This window comes from Bradyrhizobium sp. 87, assembly GCF_023073015.1.
Taxonomy (GTDB): Bacteria; Pseudomonadota; Alphaproteobacteria; order Rhizobiales; family Xanthobacteraceae; genus Bradyrhizobium; species Bradyrhizobium canariense_D.
This window is the reverse complement of sequence record NZ_JADPIQ010000128.1, coordinates 476,787-496,692: the sequence shown is the minus strand read 5'-3', so window position 1 is coordinate 496,692 and position 19,906 is coordinate 476,787. Positions and strand designations below refer to the sequence as shown.

Annotated in this window: 21 protein-coding genes and 2 pseudogenes; 7 read left to right on the top strand and 16 right to left on the bottom strand. The window is 64.1% G+C overall.

Annotated features, from left to right (window positions below):
* Positions 1–33: 33 nt before the first annotated feature.
* Positions 34–630: a superoxide dismutase gene (locus IVB50_RS33790; RefSeq protein ID WP_007597204.1), complete on the bottom strand. Its 597-nt coding sequence runs from the start codon at positions 628–630 to the stop codon at positions 34–36.
* A gap of 238 nt (positions 631–868) precedes the next feature.
* Here IVB50_RS33790 and IVB50_RS33785 point away from each other — a divergent pair, with 238 nt between their 5' ends.
* The 3 genes and pseudogenes from IVB50_RS33785 to IVB50_RS33775 all read left to right on the top strand — a co-directional run.
* Complete coding sequence (locus IVB50_RS33785; RefSeq protein ID WP_018453309.1) at positions 869–1,396, top strand: GNAT family N-acetyltransferase; 528 nt, start codon at positions 869–871, stop codon at positions 1,394–1,396.
* 82 nt (positions 1,397–1,478) lie between these two features.
* Positions 1,479–2,864 carry an MATE family efflux transporter gene (locus IVB50_RS33780; RefSeq protein WP_018453308.1) on the top strand — a complete coding sequence of 462 codons (1,386 nt, stop codon included), beginning with the start codon at positions 1,479–1,481 and terminating at the stop codon, positions 2,862–2,864.
* A gap of 51 nt (positions 2,865–2,915) precedes the next feature.
* Positions 2,916–2,987 (top strand): annotated as a pseudogene (locus tag IVB50_RS33775) (DUF2147 domain-containing protein); the annotation flags it as partial.
* Between the two features lie 4 nt (positions 2,988–2,991).
* Here the strand turns inward: IVB50_RS33775 and IVB50_RS33770 are convergent.
* Positions 2,992–4,131 (bottom strand): DUF3095 domain-containing protein, encoded by a 1,140-nt coding sequence (locus IVB50_RS33770; protein WP_018453307.1) that lies wholly within the window; start codon positions 4,129–4,131, stop codon positions 2,992–2,994.
* Positions 4,132–4,297: 166 nt separating this feature from the next.
* Between IVB50_RS33770 and IVB50_RS33765 the strand changes: the two are divergent.
* Positions 4,298–4,723, top strand: a pseudogene (locus tag IVB50_RS33765) (hypothetical protein).
* Between the two features lie 4 nt (positions 4,724–4,727).
* On the opposite strand, the gene IVB50_RS33760 reads toward IVB50_RS33765, so the two are convergent.
* From IVB50_RS33760 to IVB50_RS33740, 5 genes are all read right to left on the bottom strand, one after another.
* A complete protein-coding gene (locus IVB50_RS33760) occupies positions 4,728–4,943 on the bottom strand; it encodes a hypothetical protein (RefSeq protein WP_026232507.1) in 216 nt (71 codons plus the stop codon).
* A gap of 124 nt (positions 4,944–5,067) precedes the next feature.
* Positions 5,068–5,790 (bottom strand): SDR family NAD(P)-dependent oxidoreductase, encoded by a 723-nt coding sequence (locus tag IVB50_RS33755; protein WP_247299310.1) that lies wholly within the window; start codon positions 5,788–5,790, stop codon positions 5,068–5,070.
* A complete protein-coding gene (locus IVB50_RS33750; protein ID WP_018453302.1) occupies positions 5,783–7,165 on the bottom strand; it encodes a fatty acid--CoA ligase family protein in 1,383 nt (460 codons plus the stop codon). Before IVB50_RS33750 ends, IVB50_RS33755 begins: the two co-directional genes overlap by 8 nt.
* Positions 7,152–7,397 (bottom strand): acyl carrier protein, encoded by a 246-nt coding sequence (locus IVB50_RS33745; protein ID WP_018453301.1) that lies wholly within the window; start codon positions 7,395–7,397, stop codon positions 7,152–7,154. Before IVB50_RS33745 ends, IVB50_RS33750 begins: the two co-directional genes overlap by 14 nt.
* A 141-nt stretch (positions 7,398–7,538) precedes the next feature.
* A complete protein-coding gene (locus IVB50_RS33740; RefSeq protein WP_018453300.1) occupies positions 7,539–9,353 on the bottom strand; it encodes a long-chain-acyl-CoA synthetase in 1,815 nt (604 codons plus the stop codon).
* A gap of 251 nt (positions 9,354–9,604) precedes the next feature.
* Between IVB50_RS33740 and IVB50_RS33735 the strand changes: the two genes are divergently transcribed.
* Positions 9,605–10,318: an SGNH/GDSL hydrolase family protein gene (locus tag IVB50_RS33735; RefSeq protein WP_018453299.1), complete on the top strand. Its 714-nt coding sequence runs from the start codon at positions 9,605–9,607 to the stop codon at positions 10,316–10,318.
* Between the two features lie 44 nt (positions 10,319–10,362).
* Here the strand turns inward: IVB50_RS33735 and IVB50_RS33730 are convergent, their stop codons facing one another.
* The 6 genes from IVB50_RS33730 to IVB50_RS33705 all read right to left on the bottom strand — a co-directional run bounded on the left by IVB50_RS33730 (position 10,363) and on the right by IVB50_RS33705 (position 15,327).
* Entirely contained in the window at positions 10,363–10,632 is a 270-nt protein-coding gene (locus IVB50_RS33730; RefSeq protein ID WP_007597230.1) for a DUF3551 domain-containing protein, read from the bottom strand.
* Positions 10,633–10,663: 31 nt separating this feature from the next.
* On the bottom strand, positions 10,664–10,945 hold the full coding sequence (locus IVB50_RS33725) for a DUF3551 domain-containing protein (RefSeq protein ID WP_018453298.1): 282 nt from the start codon (positions 10,943–10,945) through the stop codon (positions 10,664–10,666).
* Between the two features lie 137 nt (positions 10,946–11,082).
* Positions 11,083–12,960, bottom strand: a complete 1,878-nt coding sequence (htpG, locus tag IVB50_RS33720) for a molecular chaperone HtpG (RefSeq protein ID WP_247299309.1) — start codon at positions 12,958–12,960, stop codon at positions 11,083–11,085.
* A gap of 122 nt (positions 12,961–13,082) precedes the next feature.
* Positions 13,083–13,496 (bottom strand): hypothetical protein, encoded by a 414-nt coding sequence (locus IVB50_RS33715; protein ID WP_018453296.1) that lies wholly within the window; start codon positions 13,494–13,496, stop codon positions 13,083–13,085.
* A 262-nt stretch (positions 13,497–13,758) separates the two neighbouring features.
* On the bottom strand, positions 13,759–14,358 hold the full coding sequence (locus IVB50_RS33710; RefSeq protein WP_026232506.1) for a nuclear transport factor 2 family protein: 600 nt from the start codon (positions 14,356–14,358) through the stop codon (positions 13,759–13,761).
* 162 nt (positions 14,359–14,520) lie between these two features.
* Positions 14,521–15,327 carry a response regulator gene (locus IVB50_RS33705; RefSeq protein WP_007597237.1) on the bottom strand — a complete coding sequence of 269 codons (807 nt, stop codon included), beginning with the start codon at positions 15,325–15,327 and terminating at the stop codon, positions 14,521–14,523.
* Positions 15,328–15,548: 221 nt separating this feature from the next.
* On the opposite strand from IVB50_RS33705, the gene IVB50_RS33700 reads away from it, so the two are divergent.
* Positions 15,549–15,779 (top strand): NepR family anti-sigma factor, encoded by a 231-nt coding sequence (locus IVB50_RS33700; protein WP_026232505.1) that lies wholly within the window; start codon positions 15,549–15,551, stop codon positions 15,777–15,779.
* Positions 15,779–16,327, top strand: a complete 549-nt coding sequence (locus IVB50_RS33695) for a sigma-70 family RNA polymerase sigma factor (RefSeq protein ID WP_007597240.1) — start codon at positions 15,779–15,781, stop codon at positions 16,325–16,327. The genes IVB50_RS33700 and IVB50_RS33695 overlap by 1 nt, the downstream gene beginning before the upstream one ends.
* Before the next feature lie 105 nt (positions 16,328–16,432).
* On the opposite strand, the gene IVB50_RS33690 is transcribed toward IVB50_RS33695, so the two are convergent.
* The 3 genes from IVB50_RS33690 to IVB50_RS33680 all read right to left on the bottom strand — a co-directional run bounded on the left by IVB50_RS33690 (position 16,433) and on the right by IVB50_RS33680 (position 19,894).
* A complete protein-coding gene (locus tag IVB50_RS33690; RefSeq protein WP_018453292.1) occupies positions 16,433–17,131 on the bottom strand; it encodes a nitroreductase in 699 nt (232 codons plus the stop codon).
* Between the two features lie 134 nt (positions 17,132–17,265).
* Entirely contained in the window at positions 17,266–18,510 is a 1,245-nt protein-coding gene (locus IVB50_RS33685) for an acyl-CoA dehydrogenase (protein ID WP_018453291.1), read from the bottom strand.
* Positions 18,511–18,646: 136 nt separating this feature from the next.
* Positions 18,647–19,894 (bottom strand): acyl-CoA dehydrogenase, encoded by a 1,248-nt coding sequence (locus IVB50_RS33680; protein ID WP_018453290.1) that lies wholly within the window; start codon positions 19,892–19,894, stop codon positions 18,647–18,649.
* Positions 19,895–19,906: the final 12 nt, after the last annotated feature.

The window sequence follows — 19,906 nt, the reverse complement described above, 5'->3', positions numbered from 1 at the left end:
CCCGGAATGCGTGAAGCCCAGGCCTCGTCGAACTCAGGCCTTGTCGAACAGCGACTCGACGTATTCCCAGTTCACGAGGTTCTCGACAAACGCCTTCAGATAGTCGGGACGGCGGTTGCGGTAGTCGATGTAGTAGGAGTGCTCCCAGACGTCGCAGCCGAGGATCGGGGTGGCGCCGTGCACCAGCGGATTCTCGCCGTTCGGGGTCTTGGAAATCTCGAGCTTGCCGTTCTTGACCTGGAGCCAGCACCAGCCGGAGCCGAACTGGCCGACGCCGGCCGCCTGGAAGTCCGTCTTGAACTTCTCGAAGCCGCCGAGGTCCTCGTTGATCTTCTTCTCGATCTTGCCCGGCAGCTTGGTGCCGCCGCCATTGGGCTTCATCCAGCTCCAGAAATGGATGTGGTTGTAGTGCTGGCCGGCATTGTTGAACACCGCGGGGTTCTTGCCGAACGAGCCCTTGACGATCTCCTCAAGGGACTTGCCTTCCCATTCGGTGCCCTTGAGCGCGTTGTTGCCGTTGGTGACATAGGCCTGATGATGCTTGTCGTGGTGGAATTCGAGCGTTTCCTTCGACATGAATTGTCCGAGGGCGTCATAGGCGTAGGGGAGTGGGGGCAGCGTAAAGGTCATGGGTGTTGTCCGCGACTGATGGGGGAACGAGACTTAACGGTCACCCCTTATAGAAGGTTCCGCGGCTGTTAAATACCGTGAATTTTCCAAAAGGCATGGTGCGGCGGCTTGGCCGGATTGCATAAAATCGTCGCAAGGATGTAGGGCGTTTCAACCAGGCCATAAAATATCATTGCCTTTGAGGTGCTTATGGCAGAACGAAACGCACCGACGGCGCGGAGATGCGAAGGTGAGAGCGATGAGCATCGAGATCGACATTTTGAACGGCGACGCCTCCTGGCGGATGGCGGAGCCACTGCACCAGGCGGTCTTCGGACCTGATATCGTCGCGAAGCAGCCCTGGGCTCACGTCAAATGGGCCAATGCCGACCTGCGCGTCCTCATCGAGACGCCCGAGGATGGTCTCGTCTGCCACGTCGGCATCTACTTCCGCACCGTCACTTGGAATGGGCAGAAGGTTCACATCGGCGGCATCGGCGGCGTCTGCACGCGGGAGGATCGGCGCGGCCGCGGCTATGCGACCATGGCGATCGATGCCGCGGTGCATACCATGCGCGCCAACGAGGCGGTCCGCTTCGCGCTGCTGTTCTGCGAGCCGCACAATGTCGCGTTCTACGAAGCCCGCAGCTGGCTCCCCTTCAAGGGCGAGGTCTATTGCGAGCAGCCGGAGGGGCGGATCCGCTTCACTCACATGGCGCCCTATGTCTGCAACATCGTCAGCGCGCCGACACTCGGCACTATCGACCTCTGCGGCCTGCCCTGGTGAGCCCTGCGTGAGGCGCGGCTGGTGCCGGGGCTGCCCGCCATATAATATGTCGATCATCATCCAATATTCCGCGCGGTGACACATGACGATCGACGCCTCGATAGACGCCGTGCCGCTGCCTGCCCCGGTCGCCTCCCCCATCGCCGGCTTGCTGACGGCCCCGATCCTGCCGACGCTGCTGCGGCTCGCGATCCCCAACATGATCGCGATGGTGGGCAGCACGCTGGTCGCGGTCGCCGAGACCTCCTATATCGGCCGGCTCGGCACCATTCCGCTCGCCGCGATCGCGCTGGTGTTCCCATTCGCCATGCTGACGCAGATGATGAGCGCAGGCGCGATGGGCGGCGGCGTCTCGTCTGCGATCAGCCGCGCGCTCGGCGCAGGCGACCGGAACCGTGCGGCGACGCTGGCGCTGCATGCCGCCATCATCGGCCTCTGCGGCGGGCTTTTCTTCACGGTGACGATGCTCGTCTTCGGCCGCTCGTTCTTCGCGCTGCTGGGCGGGCGCGAGCGTGTGCTCGAGGAAGCCAGCGGCTATTCGCAAATGCTGTTCTCCGGCGCGGTCGCGATCTGGCTCGTCAACACGTTGGCGTCGGTGATCCGCGGCACCGGCGACATGCGTCTGCCCTCGATGGCGCTGATCGGGACGAGCGTGCTCCAGATCGCGCTCGGCGGCACGCTGGGGCTCGGCCTGTTCGGCGTGCCGCAATTCGGCATGCCCGGAGTGGCCGCCGGTCAGTTGATCGCATTCACCTGCGCTGCGATCTTCTTCCTCTGGTACCTCTGGTCCGGCCGCAGCCGGCTGCCGCTGGATTTCGGCGCCTTCCATTTCGATCGCGCGTTGTTCTTCGACATCCTCAAGGTCGGCGCGGTCGCCTGCCTGTCGCCGCTCCAGACCGTGCTCACCATTTTGATCTTCACCAAGATCCTGGCGACCTTCGGCACCGAGATGCTCGCCGGTTACGGCATCGGCTCGCGACTGGAATTCTTGCTGATCCCGATCACCTTCGCCTTCGGCATCGCATCGGTGCCGATGGTCGGCATGGCGATGGGCGCCGGACAGGTGAAGCGCGCGCGGCGCGTGGCCTGGACCGCGGCCGGGGCCTCGGGACTTACCGTCGGCCTGATCGGCCTCATCATCGCGCTCGATCCATCCCTGTGGGTTTCGCTCTTCACCAGGGATCCCGGCGTTGCCGCCGCCGCGCACAGCTACTTCCACTGGGCAGGCCCAACCTTCGTGTTCTTCGGCGTGGGCGTGTCGCTGTATTTCTCCTCGCAAGGCGCGGCGCGGGTCGGCGGTGCCGTGCTCGCCTCCACCGCACGGCTTCTGATCGTCGCGATCGGCGGCGGCGGCCTCATGATGGTGCAGGCTCCGGCCTGGACCCTGTTCGCGCTGGTCGGCGGCGCCATGGCGGTATTCGGGCTGTCGACCGCGGCCTCGGTCGCCTTCGTGCGCTGGGTCAAATAAGCGCAGGTCATTGCACGCAGGCAAATAAACGCGGGAATGTGATTCCATCCGGATTCGCTGCGGGTCGAAGGCTGCGTCGGCGCGCTCTGCGGCGGCGAAACCTGGACGCGGGCGGGGCGCTAGCGCTTCACGCCGTCATCGCCTTCAGCGCCGTCGCCGCCGAGGCGTAGCCGCCCCGCGCGCCGTCGATAAAATGGACGTGATCGCTGCGCAACGCCGACGGGGTGAAGCAGGTCATCATCGCAGCGTCCTGCTGATAGAGGCCGTAACGCACGATGCCGTCGCGCGCGGCAATCGCGAGGCGATCGCTGAGGGCGCGTTCGAGCTCCGGCGTACAGTCGAGGATCATGCGCAGGCCGTCGTCATATTTTCGGAAGTCGGAGTTCTCCACGACCTGCCGTGTATAGAGCTTCGGCACGAAGCCGCCGACCTTGAGATCGAAGCGCATGATCAGATAGACGAAAAGGGTGTAGGCCAGCACGCTGGCGCGGCGTGCGAGCAACGGACCTCCGCGCTTGGTGCGCGCCTCATATTCCAGCCCTTGCGGCGGCCATGTCAGCGGCGGCCCTTGTGGCGGCACGGGACGACCGGCATCCGGGCTGCGCTCGACGAGATGGATGATGTCCTCGATCACGTTGCGGAATGCCGAGGGATCGGCGCCTTGGGCCGGCATGACCAGCACGGACAGGATCAGGCCGCGCGCAGCCGGAATCACCTCGAAGCGGCAGGACAGGCCGGAGAGATCGGGCTGCGTCCCCGCGGGCGCTTCGGTGATCGCAAACTCGCCGCGCTTCATCGCTGCGTCCGCCCAGGCGAGCCCGCCGCCAGAAAACATCGCATAGGACAAATTGGCCGACGGTCCGAAGCGCGCGACGCGCACGTCTAGGCCATGCGCGCGAATGGCGCTCACCGGCACCAGCGCGACGCGCATCCGCAAGTCGAGATCTTCCCGCACCCAGGTCGCGGTCGCAGCCAAAGCCTCGCGGGCCAGTTCGAGATCATTAGGCGCGACCGCAAAACTCGCGCCGTCGCCGCCGAACACGAAGGGAAATTCGCGTCCCTCCAATGCATTCGTCACGGCTGCGATCACGGCGGCACCGGCCATGTTCACCGCCTTGTAGCGCTGCGCCGCGATGGCCTTGGTCGAATCCACGATGTCGGCAACGCCGACGCTCCAGTCGTCGGGCAGCGGCGAATACAAAGCGGGGTCCATCAGACTGGTGAAGCCGCGAAAGACCGGAATGCCGCTATAGAACGCTGATGTCATCGGATGATGCCGGATGGTTGGGACGCACGTCCAAAGGGACATACGTAGAAGAATCGATTCGGTTCGCCAGGCGCGCGCCCTTGCAACCATTGGCCGAAATGGACCCGGACAACAAGATGAGGGCGCACTGCAATGCCACAGAAGGTCATTAAACGGTTGACCGTAAATGGCGTCTAGTCTCGATGATCTGACATGGTTGCGCGGGAACATCGACGTGTCCGACTTCGACAGGAAGGACTCCATCGCTCCGGCAAGCCGGCGCACTGGGCGTGATCCGATCAGCGCGGTGAAGACGCCGGAAAGCCTGACCGCGGCCGTGGATAGCTGGGCCGAAACCCATCACCTGTAGCGCTCGGAAGCCATCGGTAAGCTGGTCGAGCTCGGCCTGAAGGTCGCGCCCCCGGCACTCCCGCCAGGGCACCCGCTCGCTTCGGATGCCACCAGGATCGAAGAGCTTGCGGTGCGTGAACTCGAGGGACTGCTCGATCCTGCGCTGTCTGAAGACGAACGCGAGCGCCGGATCCGCCGCCTGACCGAGGGCCCGCCGGAGTTCTCACACGAACGGATTGACCTGCCGAAGCATCGGACCTGAATGTCTAGTGCAGCTTCTCGCCCACGCGCTTGCGTAGCGCGGAGGCGGGAACGTCATGGCAGCCGACAAGACGCACGAATTTCTGCGGATACATTTCGTAACCGTGGTCACCGGAATTTTGGTGAGACATCGGCTCGCAGTGAACGGGCTCGCAGTGAACGTCGCTTTGCTCTGCGCAAGATGGCTTTACCGACGCCTTGTCCGGGCTCGAAGCGGTCATGGACTGCTCCCTATCGATTAGGGCAGATCGATTGACGTAACCCAATCGATTGCGCGGGATCTTACGACCAAATCCGGACGATGTCATTGCGCCGGATCAATGCAATTGTGGCGATGAGTTCCACCTACGCCGTGTTGCCCGCGTCGACCGTAAACACGGTACCCGTCACATTGCGACCGCCCTCTCCCAGCAAATACTCCACCATCCGCGCGACGTCGTCGGTCTCCGGCAGGCGGCGCAGCGCGCTGCGGCCGGCGATGCGCTTGCGGCTGTCGTCAGACAGGTTGTGCGTCAGCTCGGTGTCGATGAAACCGGGCGCGATCGCGTTCACGGTGATGCCGAGCTTGCCGACCTCGCGCGCGAGCGAACGGGTGAAGCCGGTGGCGGCGGCCTTGGTCGCACCGTAAACCGAGAGGCCATTATAGCCGGTCGTCGCGATAATCGAGGAGATGTTGATGATGCGGCCGGCGCCGTCGGCCATCATCTGGCGCGCGACATATTTGGTGAGAATGATCGGCGACAGCACGTTGAGCTGCACCAGCGCCTCGATCTCGGAATTGTGCATGGTCGCGAGCAAGCCTTCGGTGCCGAGGCCGGCATTGTTGACGAGGCCGTAGATCGGGCCGAATTCATCGCGCACGAGTTTTGCGTAGGCGGGGATCGCGTCGATCACGGCGAGGTCGCAAGCGCGAAAATGCAGGCGCCCCTCCGACCCGGCAATCGCCGCCTTGAGCTCGTCGCTCTCGCGCCGCGCCGCCGCGATCACGTTGTAGCCGCCATTAACAAGCCGCTGGCCGATCGCAAGGCCGATACCGCGGCTACCGCCGGTGACGAGAACATTATGCATCGGTGCGCGCCAGTTTGCCGGCCGGGGTGACGTCGAGCGCCTCGACGAAGCGGATCACCGCCGGCACCTTGTGGGAGGCGAGCTGAGCGCGGCACTGATCCAGAATCTGGTCGCGGATCTCTTTCGCGCGCGCCGGATCGGTGCCGTCGGCGAGGATCACGTCGGCGACGACGATGCCGCCGGTGATCGGGCTCTTGCGTGACTTCGCCCGCGACATCCGCACATCGAGATGACGGTTGATCACCGCCTCGATCTCTTCGGGGTGAACCTTCAGCCCACCGATATTGATGATGCCGCCGCGGCGGCCAACGAAATAGTAGCGGTCGCCGCGCAATTCGACGATATCGCCGCTATCGACATACCCGTCTGCATCGGTGAGCGCAGCCGCGTCGCGGCCGATATAGGCGTGCGCCGTGCGCGTCGAACGGATACGTAGCGAGCCGTCGACGACCTTCATTTCGACGCCGTTGCGGTTGCCGAGGTAGTCCGCCGGAAAGCCTTCCAGCCCGTCATTGACGGCAAAGCCGACGCCGGCCTCGGTTGACGCATAGGCATGGCCGACGGAGGAATTCGGGAACGCCGCTTTCAGGCCGTCCAGCACCGCCTGGTCGGCGATCTCGCCGGAGAGGCGGACATAGCGCGGCGCGAACTGCGCGGCCGAGCCGCTCATCAACAGCTTGCGCCAGTGCGAGGGCGTGCCGGAGATGTGGGAGACGCCCCGCGCGTTCAGCCGCGTGACGTGATCGGCGAGCGCCTCATGCGGATCGGACAGCACCATCGAGCCGCCCGAGAGGACGGCGCGGAGGAATATCTGCAGGCCGCCATAGCGGCGGATGTCGTAGAACGTCGCCCATACCGGCGCGGGTCCGCGCGCCGGGCCTTCGGCGACGATGGCGCCGGTGAGTGCTTCCAGCGTATGGCCGACGATTTTCGGCACGCCCGACGTGCCCGAGGTGAGCATCAGCCATTCCGTGGCGCGTTCGGTCCTGGCCGGCGCTGTGGCTTGAAGCGGCAGTTGTGCGGTGACGACCAGCGGCACGCCAGTCTCGGCCCAGCGATCGGGCTCGTCGGTGACAACGGCATCGATCCCGGCATTCGCCATCAGCGCGTCGAGATGCGCCGGGTTGAGATCCGGCGGGCACAGCAGCATGCGGCGGGCAATACCGTCGAGCTCGATCATGGCAAGACCCGATCGGAGCTGGTCGGACAATTTCAGCAGCACCGCGCGGCCGGACAGCTCGCCCAGGCGGCCACCCAGGACCGTCTGCGACAGGATATCCGTCAACGACACGACATCGTGCGCGTCCGACAGCGTGCGGCCGGTCAGCTCCGCGCCGAGATGGTCGCGGAGCGCAAAGATCTCACGCGGGGACATTTTCGTAGGCCCGCACGAAATCGCCCACGGTGGCGGGGAACGCTGCGTCCTCGGAAATGGTGAAAGGGTCGACGCCGGTCTCGTCCTCGAGGCGCGCCACCAGGATGGCGAAGGCGAGCGAGTCGAAGCCCGTCTCGTGCAGGGACAGCTCGTCCGAGAGTGCGGGAAGCGCGACGTGCTGCTCTTTGGCGATCTGCTGGATCGCTTCAATGACCTTAGACCGTACCGACATGGCTGGCTCGCTTCTGTTGTCGTTCGTGTTGCGGCGGTTCTTGATGACCGCCTCCCTTGCCCGTTTGTTTACCCGACAGAAGTAAATGGCTTCTTGGACAATTCGGATAAAATTGGACCTATCTGGCGGATTTTCGCGCGGCTAGAGCCGGATCGTACCCTGGTTGATTTGCGCATACGTCTCCGCGTCCAGCGCGACATAGGCGCCGGTCTTCGGGTCCAGCATGAACAGCGGATCGGAGACCGCGCCGGGATCAAATCCCTCGCGCGCGAGCTCGCCCTTCTTCTGCTTGAACGTCTCGGTCGCATCGAGCTCGCGCGAGATGCGTATGAAGACGGGATGAGCATAGGCGGGCAGGCGCTGTGCGAGATGGGCGGGCAGTGCCTCGACGGCGAAGCCTTCGTTCACCACGATCGCACTCATGCCGGCGCGGCCGTCGGTGCCGGGAATGCCGACGCCGTAGGTGGTGGCGTCGATCACGCCAGTGAAACCCCGCATGGCGTCGTTGACCTCCGAAGTCGCGACGTTCTCGCCCTTCCAGCGAAAGGTGTCGCCGATGCGGTCGACGAAGTGGAAGAAGCCCTTCTCGTCGAGCCGCATCAGGTCGCCGGTGCGGAACCAGGAATCGCCCTTGGCAAAGACATCGCGCAGGATCTTCTTCTCGGTCTCGCTCGCCTCGGTGTAGCCCTCGAAGCGGCCGCCGCCCTCATCCGCCGTGCCGATGCGGCCTATGGCTTCGCCGGCCTCGCCGCGCGCGCAGGGGATACAAAACCCCTCCGCATTGCGCAGCGGGGCGCCGTTATCGGGCTCGAGCTTGACGAGACCGGCAGGGAAACGATGCGCAAGCAACGGCGGAACGCGGCCGATCGCGCCGGGCTGGCCCTCGACGTTGAACAGCGAGAAATTGCCTTCCGTCGCCGCGTAGAATTCGAGGATGCGCGGAATGGCGAAACGCGCCTGAAAATCGTCCCAGATGTCACCGCGTAGGCCGTTGCCGCAGACGAGCCGCAGGCGATGCCGGTTCTCGTATTCCGACGGCGGCGCCTTGAGCAGATAGCGGCAGAGCTCGCCGATATACTGGAACAGCGTACAGTCGTGGCGCACGATGTCGGGCCAGAAATTCGAGGCTGAGAATTTATCTGCGATCACAACCGAGCCCCCGGCAGCGAGCATGCTGCATGGTGCCACGATGCCGCCAACCGAGTGGAACAGCGGCAGGCAATCGTAGAGCCGGTCCTGCGGCGTCGCGCCGGTGAGGCCGGCGAACCAAAAGCCCCAATTGAGGATGCGGCGGTGGCTGATGCTTGCGGCTTTCGGCAGGCCGGTCGTCCCGGACGTGTAGATCAGCAGGGCCCGGTCGTCGATGGTGACGTCACCACGCTCGTCCGGCGAAAGCGGCCGGTCATCGAGGGCGTCGAGCGCGACATCGATCGGACGCTCGCTGCGGGCATCGCCGTGGGTCCAGACCTTTGCTTCCGTCTTCAAGTGCGGCAACGCGCCGGACAGCTCCGCTGCAAGCTCATGCGCAACAATGATGTGAGCGGGCTTTGCGACTCCGACGCAATGCGCGAGCGAGTGCCCGACGAGCTTGGTGTTGATCAGCGCGACCACGCCGCCGACGCGGCTGATGCCGAGCCAGGCCGCGACATAATCGATGCCGTTCGGCATGATCAGCGCGACAGTGCCGCCCTTGGCCACACCGGCCGAGCGCGCCCAGCGCGCATAACGATTGATGCGTTTCGAAAGTCCCTCATAGTCGAGGCTCGCGTCATCGGTGGTCAGCGCAACGCGATCTGGCTGGCGCTGCGCCCAATCGTCGACGACATCGGCGAACAGCCGGCCCGGCAACGTCTCGATCCGTGCGGTGAGCTCGATCGCCTTCAGCCAGATTTTCGAAGCCGAAGGTGCGCGCGCGGCTTTCGGTTGCTCGATGACGCCGGTTGTCATGCCGTTCATTCTTTACGTGTCTGCGGGTTTCCGGCAGCTTAGCTCGCACGCCCTGCCCAGATGTTAAGAGACAAGGTAAAACCGGGTTAGTGCACGATTAACTCTAGTGATCCTTTACCAAACCGGAGGCGATCGAGGTGCGCCGCCTGGCAGTTCTTGCAATAGCAAAGCCAGTTGTCGAGGCGTGAGTATGCGGCTCCGGGCAAACGGGTTAGTCTTTTTGACCCTGCATTGTCCCGGTTGCGAAAGGGAGACGACCTGTGGCTCTCGGCTCGTCTGAATTTCCCGTCCAGGCCGCGCCGTTCGAGCAGCCGCTGACCAATTTTGCCAATGGCCTGAGGCGCGGACAGGTCAAGGTGGTCGCGATCGGCTCGTCGACCACGGCGGGCGAAGGAGGCATCGCGCCCTATCCGCAACGATTGCTGGCGGACCTTCGGAGCATATTTCCGAAGCCCGGGATCGATGTCATCAACCGGGGCGTCGGCGGCGAAGAGGCTCCCAAGGAGCTTTTGCGGTTCAAGCACGACGTCTTCGACCAGAAGCCGGATCTCGTGATCTGGCAGGTCGGCACCAATGCGGTGTGGCAATCGGCCGATCAGAATCCACCGACCTTCGACGAAACCAGGAGGGCCATCGCTGACGGCGTCGATCAGCTGCTTGTGGACGGAGGGATCGACGTCATCCTAATGGATCTGCAATATGTGCCGGCGGTGCTGACGCCGGCCAAGGCCGACAAGGCGAACGCGATGGTCGCAGCGATCAGCGAGATCGCGCATGCAAAGCGGGTCAACGTCTTTCGCCGCTTCGCGCTGATGAAGGGCTGGCACGACGTTGCAAGAATTTCGTTCGACCGCATGGTCGACCCGGGCGACGACAGCAGGCTGCACGCAAGCGACTGGACCACGGACAAGATGACCTGGCAGTTGACCGACGCGATCGTCACCGCGGCCAACGAGGCGCCCCACGGCAGCTAGCCCTGCATACTCCGTCTGATTGACGGCCGAACGGGCGGTGAGCCCTAGCCGCCTCGCTGATGGCGCAAGCGCTGCGGCGGTGCGTTGAACGGATAATACGGATTGAGATCGCAGCTGGCGGAGCGGCCGGAAGCCGTAGCTCGGCACTGCGGCACTGAGGTGAAGGAGCAATCGTACCACTCCCCGCCACCGCCGTTTGCACCGGAATAGACGTGCATGCAGACGGGATAGCGCGGATCGAAGGTCTGTGCATGCGACGGCGCGGCCGTGAGCAGGGCACCGACGGTCATGATCAGGCCGAACAAGCGATGCATGAAAATTCCCCCTGAAGGCCGTTGCGGATCGCTAGTGCACGTTCTTGTGGCGCCGGCGCGGCGGCGGCGGGGGTTGGTCGAACGCATAGTAGGGATTGACGTCGCAGCTTGCCGAGCGGCCCGAGGCCGTGGCGCGGCACTGCGGCAGCGAGGTGAAGGAGCAATCGAAATAATCGCCACCGCCCCCGCCAAAACTACCGGGCGTATAGACGTGCATGCACACCGGGTAACGCGGATCGTAGGTCTGGGCGCTGGCATCTGCCGCCACGAACAGCGTGGCAATTGCGGTCAGGGTCAGGATCGGCAAACGCATGGAGAAATCCTCGAATCTGTCATGTCGGCCATGTCGGCGGCCCGGATGCCGGCCACCTCGTATGGCATAACACCATGGCAGAGGCGACCGTTCCTGCGCGCAGATGACGGCAAGGTGAGTGCGGTGCACTGCGCCCGCTACGCGCCGAGCCCTTGCAACACCAGCCGGTTCAACCTTGCCGCAAACGCCGCAGGGTCCTCCGGCAGCTCGCCGTCTAGGATCTGCGCCTGTTCGAGCAGGAGCAGGCTGAGATCGTCAACCATCTTGGAGCCGGCCTGAGCCTTCGTGATCGCCGTCACCAGCGGATGGCGCAGGTTGATCTCAAGGATCGGCTTGGTGCGCATGCCACGGTTCTGCTGAGACAGGATGCGCTCGAGCTCGCGGCTCGGGCCCTGGCTGTCGGCGACGAGGCAGGACGCGGAGCTGGTAAGACGCGTCGAGGCCTTGACGTCGCTGACGCGCTCGCCGAGCGCGGCCTTGATCACCGCGATGGTGGCGGCCTCGTCGGCGGGCGGCTCGTCCTTTTTCGCCTCGTCGGCTTCGTCGACGCGCGGGATCAGGTCGAGATTGAGATCGCCTTGGCTCAGCGACTTCAGCGGCTTGCCGTCAAACTCCGAGGGCATCGAGGTCCAGAAGGCGTCGACGGGATCGGACAGCAGCAGAACTTCGATGCCGCGCGCAGTCGCCGCCTCGAGCCGGGGGTTCGACTTCAGCCGGTCGATGCTGTCGCCGACGAGATAATAGATCTCGGTCTGGTTCGGCTTGAAACCGGCGACGACGTCCTTGAGCGAGCGCTTCTCGCCCGAGGTCGTGGTGAAACGCGACAGCGCGAGCAGCTTTTCTCGGCGTTCGAAATCCTCGTAGATGCCTTCCTTCAGCACCGCGCCGAAGGCCTCCCAGATCTTCGCGAAGTTCTCCGGATCCTTCTCCGCCAGGCTTTCGAGCTCGGACAGCACGCGGGTCGCCACGGCCTTGCGGATCTGCGCGAGCTGCGGATTGTTCTGAAGCATCTCGCGGGAAATGTTGAGCGGGAGATCCTCGCTGTCGACGACGCCGCGGATGAAGCGGAGATAGCCCGGCAGCAGATCGGCATCGTCAGTGATGAACACGCGGCGGACATAGAGCTTGACGCGCCCCTTGCGGTTCGGTTCGAACAGGTCGAACGGCTTCGTCGAGGGCGCGAACAGCAGCACGGCGTAGGAGTAACGTCCCTCCGCGCGATAATGCAGCGTCATCGCGGGATCGTCGAAGGCGGAGGCGATCTGCTGATAGGCCTTCTTGTAGTCTTCCGGCGTGAGCTCGGATTTCGAGCGCTGCCACAGCGCGCTCGCAGAATTGATCTGACGCGGTTCGCCCCCTTCAGGCACGAGCTCGATGGGGAAGAGGATGTTGTCGGAATAAGCGCCGACGATACGTTCGATCTCGTAAGCTTCGAGATATTTCTTCGCATCGTCCTTGAGATGCAGGACGATCTCGGTGCCGCGCTGCACGCGGCCCGCATCCTCCTCGCTGGCACGCGCGATCTCGAAGCCCGAGCCGCCCGAGGACGTCCAGGTCCAGACGTCGCTCTCGCCGGCGCGGCGGCTCACCACGACGATCTTGTCGGCTACCATGAAGGCGGAATAGAAGCCGACGCCGAACTGGCCGATCAGGCCGAGACCATCCTTGGCCTCCTTGAGCTTCGATACGAAGGCCTTGGTGCCCGAGCGGGCGATGGTGCCGAGGTGGTCGATCAGCTCCTGCCGCTCCATGCCAATGCCATTGTCGGCGATCGCAAGCGTTCCGGCCGTCTTGTTCGGAATGATCCGGATCTTGAGCGCGTCGCCTTCGCCCAGCAGCGCCGGATTCGCGATGGCCTCATAGCGCAGCTTGTCGCAGGCGTCAGAGGCATTGGAGACGAGCTCGCGCAGGAAGATATCGGTCTCGGAATAGACGGAATGCACCATCAGGTGCAGAAGCTCGGAAACCTCGGCCTGGAAGGGCTGCGTATGCACAGCCGTGTCTGACGTCGTCATGCGTTTACCCGGTCAATCCAAAGAGGAAGAAACCCGGGATATAACGCGAGGGGGCAGGGGATCAAGTAGACGTCAGCAATCGCCCTCCGGGCGGAGGGCGACTTGTCCGTGGCCAAAGCCGATCAAGTCACACAGCGGCCGGGTTGGAGCAGCTTTGCGACCTCGGTCAGGGAGCTGACCATCGGCTCGCAGGCGATCGTCGGCTTTTTGCGGCTCTGCTTCTGGTCCGGGAGCAACACCGGCGGCTTGGCGTTGCCGGTCTCGATCACCGCGGGGACCCGCAGCAGCACCGACGTGTCGGCCAGATCGTTCAGCCGCATCGACACGGTGCGGGTCGGAACCTCAGCCTGCTTGATGTCGGCCAGCCGGTCCGCTTTGCTGGAGCGATTGACGTTATGGCCCGGCTTGTCAGCGACCGCCTGCCAGCGGTCGGCCGGATCATGGCCGGAGGCCAGCTGCACGGCGCCGACCTGGACGGCGCCAAGCGTCGCGGCGATCGCGACGGCGCCTAAAAATACCTTTTGAATCTGTGACATGGCTGTCGGTCCCTCGCCCCATGGCGATCGCGGGAACAACGCGAGGAGAGGACCCAGAGTTCTCAGGCGTTAAGATCACTTAACCGTGTGCGAAAAGGCAGGGTGCGAAAAGGATGGCCCCACGAAAAATTTTGCAACCCCCTGGAACGACTTTCAGGGACGGGAGTCGTATCAACAGCCGGCTATTCCCCCCTGCCCCATAAGCCGGCGACGTAGGGCGCGACTGTGGTGATGCCAGTCGCGCCTTACTTTTGTCTGGCGTTCAGTTCGCCTTCCCCGCAAGCCACTCCCGCCCCTCCGCATAGAGCTTCTCAACCTCGGGCCCGGTGAGGCCTGGCATGTCGCGCTTGACCTTGTAGCCGATCAGCTCCTGCATGTAGGCGAGGTGGCGGTAGCCTTCGGGCAGCGCGGCAAGGGCTTTCTGGTCGAGCTGAAGCGTCGCGGAGGGATCAACCGGGTCGATCCGGTCCTTCTCGTAGATCGGCTGGCGGCGGACGATGCCCCATTTTCCCTGCCGCTTCTCCAGGAAATCGTAGAAGCGCCCGGTGCAGACGACGTCGCAGGGCACGTCGTGCACCGGTGCGCGCTGCGAGATGGTCATCTTGGTCTGCGCGATGGCGCGCGCCCCCTCGAGATCGATGCTGCAGCCACCGAGGAAATGCAGGATGCGCACGCCCTTGGCGAACCCCTCCTGGCTGACCCGCATGAAATCCCGCGCCGGCCCCTGAAACCAGGTGGCGGACATCCAGCCTTCCTCGTGCCAGACGGTGGCAAAACGCTCCCAATCGCCGGCATCGCGCCACACCGCCCAGTTCTCGACGAGGTCGCGGATGGCGAGGCGATCGAGGAGTTGCTGGTCCATGAACACGTCTCCGATGGCACCGCGGCTGCAACGGCCGCTGCGCGAGGTATGAGCGGCGAATTCGATGGCCGTCAAGCGTGACAACCGGATCAACAAAAATCCGGCGCACCTTGCGGCACGCCGGATCGGATTTCGTCAAAATGCCGGGCGCTGGCGCCTTCGTTACGCCGCCGGTACCTTCGGCGCGCGGTTGCGGGAGTTGCGCTGGAAGAACAGCGCCTGGCTCGCCACCGCCGACACCATCGCCGGCTGGAACGGTTTCGAGATCAGGAAGGCCGGCTCCGGTCGCTCGCCGGTGAGGAAGCGCTCGGGGTATGCGGTGATGAACACCACCGGCACTTCGAAGGTGCGGAGCAGCTCGTTGACGGCGTCGAGGCCCGACGAGCCGTCGGCGAGCTGGATGTCGGCGAGGATCAGGCCCGGTCGCTTGTTCTTTGCCAGCGCGACCGCATCGGCGTGGGTGCGGGCGACGCCGACGACATTGTGGCCGAGGTTCTTCACCAGGCTCTCGAGATCCATGGCGATGAAGGTCTCATCCTCGATGATCAGCACGTCAGTGGCGATCTCGGCTGCCATCTCACGCCCTGCGGCATCCGCAAGCCGGCGCGTCTCACCGACGTCGGTGCCGAGAATGTAGCCGACCTCTTCTTCCGAAAATCCCTCGAGCGAGAGCAGCAGGAAGGCTTGCCGCGGCAAGGGCGTGATGTTGGACAGCCGCCGCTCCGGCGGCATCGGCAGGTTCGTCACCTCGGAATCGTCGTTGACGGAAACGGAATTCCAGATTTGGGTGAACAGCCGGAACAGGCCGGCGCGCGGCCCGTGGCTCTCGTCGAGCACCGACGGATCTCCCAGCATGGCTTCCAACATGGCTGCGACATAGGCGTCACCGGAGGACTGGCTGCCCGTCAGGGCGCGTGCGTACCGGCGCAACAACGGCAAGTGTTCAGCAACGAGCTGTGAACGGGACATCCCCACTCCATATCATCTTCGGGCCGACCTTGACGTGCAGGCGTTAGGCGGGGGGCCCGGGTTCCCCTGCTGGGCTGATTACGCCTCAGACCAAGAAAAGTTCCGCATGGGGGCGGAACTTTTTCTCGCAGCTCGCATTGAGCCTATCCAGGGAACGGCTCCCGGTTGAGAGAACTTCTCGATTTTACAGCTACTTAACTCGGGGAAACGTGGAACAGGTCATGAAAGATCTCAAGTCTCAAGCCAGCAAAAGCACGACCCCCGGCAAGGGAGGGCTCACTCCGGAGATCCAGTCCCGGATCGGGCACCAGCTGCGCGCCATGTACGACGACGTGGTGCGGCAGGGGGTTCCGGACCGGTTCGCGGAACTGATCAAGAAACTTGATGCGCCGGGAGCGACCCCCCAAGTGGAAAATGGTGGCGGCTCTAACGACAACAATGGGAGGGATTGATGCCTCTCACGGATTCCCTGCGTAACGACATCCTGGCGGCCGTGCCCAGTCTGCGCGCGTTTGCCATCTCGCTCAGCGGCAATGCGGACCGCGCCGACGATTTGGTCCAGGAGACGCTGTTGCGGGCGCTCGCCAACATCGACTCGTTCCAGCCCGGCTCCAATCTGCCGGCATGGCTGTTCACGATCCTGCGCAACCTGTTCCGCTCCGACTATCGCAAGCGGCGGCGGGAAGTCGAGGATGCCGAAGGCAATTATGCTAAGACGCTGAAGACGCAGCCCTCGCAGAACGCCCATCTTGAGTTCGAGGAATTCCGCACGGCGCTCGACAAGCTTCCGCAGGACCAGCGTGAAGCGCTGATCCTCGTCGGCGCCTCCGGCTTCTCCTATGAGGACGCGGCTTCGATCTGCGGCTGCGCAGTCGGCACGATCAAGAGCCGCGTCAACCGTGCGCGCTCCAAGCTCGCGGCGCTGCTCTATGTCGACGGCGCCGAGGATTTCGGGCCCGACGAGACCATTCGCGCCGTGATCGGCGGCAGCGGCGGCTGACGGCCGGCGTCAATCGAACTGAGACCGCGATGAAGGCGGCCGCATCCGCGGCCGTCTTTTCGCGCGAACGGGATCACGTCCAATACGAAGCGTGCATCGCCTCGATCACTCGTCCACGAAGGTCACGGTCTCGGCCAGGCTCGCACGCGACGTCCGGTAGCTGTTGACCTTGTGGGCATTGTCGGCATAGCCGAACGAGATACCGCAAACGATGCGGCGATCATCAGGCAAATTGAAATGGCGGCGGATCAGGCCGGAGTGGCGCGCGAGCGCCGCCTGCGGAATTGTGCCGAGCCCGAGCGCCTGCGCGACCAGCATGAAGTTCGAGACATAGGCGCCGCAATCGATCGCACCGTAGATGCCGAGCGGCTCGTCGGTATGGATGATGGCCACATGCGGCGCGCCGAAGAAATTGTAGTTCTCCAGCGCCTGCTTGGCATAGGCCATCTTGTCTCCGCGCGCGATGCCGAGCGTGTTGTAGAGCTGAAAACCGCTCTCGCGGCGGCGTTCGAGATAAGCGCCGAGATATTCGCGCGGCGGCGTGAAATCATAGTCGTCCCCGAGCCCGCCCGAAGCCTCCTTGTAGATCAGCTTGCGGAAACGCTCCTTGGCCTCGCCGCTGGCGATGACGACCTGCCAGGGCTGGCTGTTGCACCAGGACGCCGTGCGCTGGGCGGTGGTCAGCACGTGCTCGATCGTCGCGCGATCGACTTCCTTGGCCAGGAAGGCGCGCACCGAGTAGCGCTCGTTGAGCAGCTCTTCGAGCACGCCGATGCGGTTGTTATGATTGACTGCAGCGTCCATTGCTTAAGCTCGCTTTCGTGCCCCGGACGCGACGCAGCACGAAGTGATGCGGCGCTGAGGCGGGGCCCATTGTGGCCTGTCTATTATGGCTCTTGGGTCCCGGCTCGCGCTTCGCGCGTCCGGGACACGAGATGTCAACGCCCCTTGGTCGGAATCTTGTTGTACGGCACGTCCTTATCCACGCGGATGTCGCCCGGCAATCCCAGCACGCGCTCGGCGATGATGTTGCGCAAGATCTCGTCGGTGCCGCCCGCGATGCGCATCGAAGGCGAGGACAGCAGCATCTGCTGGAACTGGCCCTGCACGGTCTCCTCGTCCGTGCCGGTGAGAACGCCGGCCGCGCCCTGGAGGTCCATGGCATAGGTTGCGATGTCCTGTAGCATCATGCCGGAGACGAGCTTGCCGATCGAATTTTCCGGTCCCGGCCGCTCGCCCTTGGACAGCGCCGAGATCGCGCGGTAGCTGGTGTATTTCAGCCCGCTCGACTTCACCGCCCAGCTCGCGAGTTTTGAGCGCACGGCGGGATCGTCGATGGCGAGGCCATCCTCCAGCATCAGGTTGGAGCAGAACTCGAACATCTCCGGGACGCCGGTCGCAAGCCGCGAGCCGATCGACATGCGCTCGTTCATCAGCGTGGTCAGCGACACGCTCCAGCCCTCGCCGATGGCGCCAAGACGCTGGCTGTCGGGAATGACGACGTCGGTGAAATAGACCTCGTTGAACTCCTGCATGCCGTTGGCCTGCTTGATCGGGCGCACCTCGACGCCGGGGCTCTTCATGTCCAGGAAGAACATGGTGAGACCTTTGTGCTTGGGCACATTGGGATCGGTGCGCGCGATCAAAAGTCCGTAGTCGGAATAGTGCGCACCCGAGGTCCAGATCTTCTGGCCGTTGACGACCCAATTGTCGCCCTTCTTCTCCGCGCGCGTGCGCAAGCCCGCGACGTCAGAGCCCGCTGATGGCTCGGAGAACAGCTGGCACCAGATCTCCTCGCCCGCGGCCAGCTTCGGCAAATGGCGCCGCTTGGCCTCCTCGCTGCCAAAAGCCATCACGGTTGGCCCGCACATGCCCTCGCCGATCTGGAACGGCTGCGTCAGCTTGCCATAGACGCCTTCCTCCTGCTGCCAGATCACGCGCTCGATCGGCGTCGCACCGCGGCCGCCATATTCCTTGGGCCAATGCAGGCAGGCCCAATTGCCTTCGGCCTTCTTCTTCTGCCAGGCCTTGCCGACATCGACGATGTCGTGGTTGGCCAGCCGGATGCGGCCGAGCGAGGATTTTGACAGCTCAGCCAAAAACTCCTTCGGCGCGTTGGCCTCAACCCATTTGCGCGCGGTCTCGCGGAAGGCGGCTTCCTGCGGGGTGTCGTCGAAATTCATGGCGGACCTCTTCGTTCTTGCTCTGTCTTAGTCCCTCATGGTGAGTGGCGCGCAGCGCCGTCTCGACCCACGAGGCCCCCGTTGGGCCTGCATCCTTCGAGACGCCGCGCTCCGCGGCTCCTCAGGATGAGGATCATCAGCCTCTTCCCTTCGTCAGGATCCTGTTGAACGGCACGTCCTTGTCGACACGGATGTCGCCGGGCAGGCCCAGCACCCGCTCGGCGATGATGTTGCGCATGATCTCGTCAGTGCCGCCTTCGACACGGGTTCCCGGCGCGCGCAGCAGCATCGCCTGGAAGCGGCCGGCGAGTTCGGAATCTTCGGCACCGCTGATCACACCGGCAGCGCCTTGCAGATCCAGCGCATAGGTCGCGACATCCTGGATCATGGAGCCCGCGACCAGCTTGCCAATGGAGTTCTCCGGTCCCGGACGCTCGCCCTTCGACAGCGCCGAGATCGCGCGCATGCTGGTGTATTTCAGTCCGCTCGCTTTCGCCGCCCAGCTCGCCAGCTTCGCGCGCACCGCGCGGTCCTCGATTGCCGGGCCATCGTCCAGCATCAGGCTGGAGCAATATTCGAACAGCTCGGGGAAGCCGGTCGAGACGGCCGCGCCGATCGCGCTGCGCTCGTTCATCAGCGTGGTCAGCGAGACGTTCCAGCCGTCACCGACCTCGCCGAGGCGCTGGTGATCGGGAATGCGGACGTTGGTGAAATAGACTTCGTTGAAGTCGGAAGCGCCGCTCGCCTGCTTGATCGGCCGCACCTCGACGCCAGGGCTCTTCATGTCCAGGAAGAACATGGTAAGGCCCTTGTGCTTGGGCACGGTCGGATCGGTGCGGGTGAGCAGAATGCCGTAATCGGAATAGTGCGCGCCCGACGTCCAGATCTTCTGGCCGTTGATCACCCAGTCATCGCCATCCTTCTCGGCGCGCGTGCGTAGGCCCGCAACGTCGGAGCCGCCGGCGGGCTCGGAGAACAGCTGGCACCAGACCTTTTCGCCGGAGGCGAGTGGCGGCAAATAGGCGCGCTTATGCTCCTCGCGCGCGAACGCCATCATGGTCGGCCCGCACATGCCGTGGCCGATGATGAACATGCGGGATAGCTGGCCGAACGGCCCTTCTTCCTGCTGCCAGATCACACGTTCGATCGGCGACGAACCGCGGCCACCATACTCCTTCGGCCAATGCAGGCAGGCCCAGCCGGCATCTGCCTTCTTCTTCTGCCAGGCCTTTGCCACTTCCAGAATGTTGGCGTTCTTCAATTGCGTGCGGCCGAGCGAGGACTTGCGAAGCTCCTCCTCGTACTGCTTGGGCGCATTTGCCGCGATCCAGGCGCGAGCCGTGGCGCGAAATTCGGCTTCTTGCAGAGTGTCGTCGAAGTTCATGACGTTGCCTTT

Coding starts and splice junctions, on each gene's coding strand:
- IVB50_RS33790 (WP_007597204.1), bottom strand. CDS start 630: ATGACCTTTACGCTGCCCCCACTCCCCTACGCCTATGACGCCCTCGGA.
- IVB50_RS33785 (WP_018453309.1), top strand. CDS start 869: ATGAGCATCGAGATCGACATTTTGAACGGCGACGCCTCCTGGCGGATG.
- IVB50_RS33780 (WP_018453308.1), top strand. CDS start 1,479: ATGACGATCGACGCCTCGATAGACGCCGTGCCGCTGCCTGCCCCGGTC.
- IVB50_RS33770 (WP_018453307.1), bottom strand. CDS start 4,131: ATGACATCAGCGTTCTATAGCGGCATTCCGGTCTTTCGCGGCTTCACC.
- IVB50_RS33760 (WP_026232507.1), bottom strand. CDS start 4,943: ATGACCGCTTCGAGCCCGGACAAGGCGTCGGTAAAGCCATCTTGCGCA.
- IVB50_RS33755 (WP_247299310.1), bottom strand. CDS start 5,790: ATGCATAATGTTCTCGTCACCGGCGGTAGCCGCGGTATCGGCCTTGCG.
- IVB50_RS33750 (WP_018453302.1), bottom strand. CDS start 7,165: ATGTCCCCGCGTGAGATCTTTGCGCTCCGCGACCATCTCGGCGCGGAG.
- IVB50_RS33745 (WP_018453301.1), bottom strand. CDS start 7,397: ATGTCGGTACGGTCTAAGGTCATTGAAGCGATCCAGCAGATCGCCAAA.
- IVB50_RS33740 (WP_018453300.1), bottom strand. CDS start 9,353: ATGAACGGCATGACAACCGGCGTCATCGAGCAACCGAAAGCCGCGCGC.
- IVB50_RS33730 (WP_007597230.1), bottom strand. CDS start 10,632: ATGCATCGCTTGTTCGGCCTGATCATGACCGTCGGTGCCCTGCTCACG.
- IVB50_RS33725 (WP_018453298.1), bottom strand. CDS start 10,945: ATGCGTTTGCCGATCCTGACCCTGACCGCAATTGCCACGCTGTTCGTG.
- htpG (WP_247299309.1), bottom strand. CDS start 12,960: ATGACGACGTCAGACACGGCTGTGCATACGCAGCCCTTCCAGGCCGAG.
- IVB50_RS33715 (WP_018453296.1), bottom strand. CDS start 13,496: ATGTCACAGATTCAAAAGGTATTTTTAGGCGCCGTCGCGATCGCCGCG.
- IVB50_RS33710 (WP_026232506.1), bottom strand. CDS start 14,358: ATGGACCAGCAACTCCTCGATCGCCTCGCCATCCGCGACCTCGTCGAG.
- IVB50_RS33705 (WP_007597237.1), bottom strand. CDS start 15,327: ATGTCCCGTTCACAGCTCGTTGCTGAACACTTGCCGTTGTTGCGCCGG.
- IVB50_RS33700 (WP_026232505.1), top strand. CDS start 15,549: ATGAAAGATCTCAAGTCTCAAGCCAGCAAAAGCACGACCCCCGGCAAG.
- IVB50_RS33695 (WP_007597240.1), top strand. CDS start 15,779: ATGCCTCTCACGGATTCCCTGCGTAACGACATCCTGGCGGCCGTGCCC.
- IVB50_RS33690 (WP_018453292.1), bottom strand. CDS start 17,131: ATGGACGCTGCAGTCAATCATAACAACCGCATCGGCGTGCTCGAAGAG.
- IVB50_RS33685 (WP_018453291.1), bottom strand. CDS start 18,510: ATGAATTTCGACGACACCCCGCAGGAAGCCGCCTTCCGCGAGACCGCG.
- IVB50_RS33680 (WP_018453290.1), bottom strand. CDS start 19,894: ATGAACTTCGACGACACTCTGCAAGAAGCCGAATTTCGCGCCACGGCT.